Origin of the sequence: Peptoniphilus sp. BV3C26 (assembly GCF_000478985.1) — a bacterium.
Lineage (GTDB): Bacteria > Bacillota > Clostridia > Tissierellales > Peptoniphilaceae > Peptoniphilus_B > Peptoniphilus_B koenoeneniae.
This window is the reverse complement of sequence record NZ_AWXB01000010.1, coordinates 1-1,635: the sequence shown is the minus strand read 5'-3', so window position 1 is coordinate 1,635 and position 1,635 is coordinate 1. Positions and strand designations below refer to the sequence as shown.

The window sequence follows — 1,635 nt, the reverse complement described above, 5'->3', positions numbered from 1 at the left end:
ACTTCCTTATATAATGTATTTAGGTTGTTAAAGGTAACCTATAACCCTTTTTCGACTAAGTATTATTCAGGTTTGCTGTATAATATTGTTATTAGATAGAGTGTACTCGTCACTTCCTTGAGATTTAATCTCGTAATTGAAAGAGTGAGTCCTCTAATCTTTTAACTGTTTACGAATAAGTTAGATGTTGACCCTTTCAGGGTACTTCGTATATACCATAAGGCAGTAACGTTATTAGATTTTGAGGTGTCTATCTAAAATACTTTTTTATGAGGTTCAAATGTTTTATTTAGGTATCGATATTGGCAAAAATACTCATGTTGCTTCATTAGTTGATGACAAGAAAAAGGTTATTTTTAAGGCTTTTTCTTTTTCAAATTCCATTGATGGTGCTGAGAGTTTAATCCTTAAACTAGAAGCTTTCAAAAATGAACTTGAAGTTGCTATGGAAGCTACAGGTCATTATTGGTTATCTCTATACTCATATCTTGTCGAAAAAAACTTTACTGTTCGTGTTATCAATCCAATCCAAACTGACGGTTGGCGACAAGGTATTGAGATTAGAAAGAGAAAAACTGATGTTATTGATTCTCTTTTAATAGCTGATCTTCTTAGATATGGAGATTTCGTTGAGACTTCGCTTTCTAATGAAGATTATTTGTCTTTGAGAAATCTTTCCAGATTTAGGTCTTACCTCATTTCTTCAATTGGCGATCTTAAAAGAAAAACTATTGCACTTTTAGATCAAGTTTTTCCTGAATATGCCTCTTCTTTTAGTAATATTTTTGGGAAGACTTCTAAGGAAATTCTTTCAAATTTCTCTACTCCTTCTGATTTTGAGGATATTAATTCTGATGATTTGAATACTTTTCTTGAATCTGTTTCTAAGAAAAACTATGCTTCTAAGAAGATTGATGAGCTTTCTAAAAAGGCTTCTTCTTCTTTTGGTATTAATTTCTGTCTGGATTCATTTAGTCTTCAGATCAAAATACTTATTGAGCAAATTTCTTTTATTCAAAAGCAGGTTTCTGATGTTGAAAATGAAATTGAACTATTGCTTGAAAAACTTAATTCTCCAATTACTACTATTCCAGGTATCGGTTCTGTTAATGCAGCTACTATATTAGGTGAGATTGGAGATATTAAAAGATTTTCTAATCCTTCTAAACTTGTCGCTTATGCTGGTTTGGATGCTAGCGTTTCTCAGTCTGGAGAATATGAATCTACTTACAATCATATGAGTAAAAGAGGTTCTCCTTACTTAAGGCGTGCTCTTTTTCAATCCGCTCTTAGAGCTGAATTTTGTGATCCTGTTTTCTCAGATTATTATCAAAAAAAGATTAGTGAAGGAAAACATCATCTAGTTGCTACCAATGCTGTTGCTAGAAAGCTTTGTCATACTATTTTTGCTGTTCTTACTAAAGATGAACCTTATCAAGTACAAAATTAGTTTTGTTTTATTGCAAACTGATTTTTGAAAAAATTACAATTTTAAGGTTAAAAACCTTGCTAACCCTATTTTTAAATTCTTAAACTCTAGGGTATTTTTTCATGCTTATTTTTATTCAGTTTTTATCAATATCAATTCTTATATTTTTAGCATTTTACCTCTTGACTTTTAATAGTTAGTCTTTC

The 1,635-nt window shown here is 30.6% G+C and carries 1 protein-coding gene; it reads left to right on the top strand.

Features of this window, described 5'->3' with window-relative positions:
- Positions 1 to 280: 280 nt before the first annotated feature.
- On the top strand, positions 281 to 1,450 hold the full coding sequence (locus HMPREF1253_RS01375; protein WP_023054965.1) for an IS110 family transposase: 1,170 nt from the start codon (positions 281 to 283) through the stop codon (positions 1,448 to 1,450).
- Positions 1,451 to 1,635 lie beyond the last annotated feature (185 nt).

Bases quoted from the DNA above. Each gene is read 5' to 3' on its own strand.
- HMPREF1253_RS01375 (WP_023054965.1), top strand. From the start codon at position 281: ATGTTTTATTTAGGTATCGATATTGGCAAAAATACTCATGTTGCTTCA.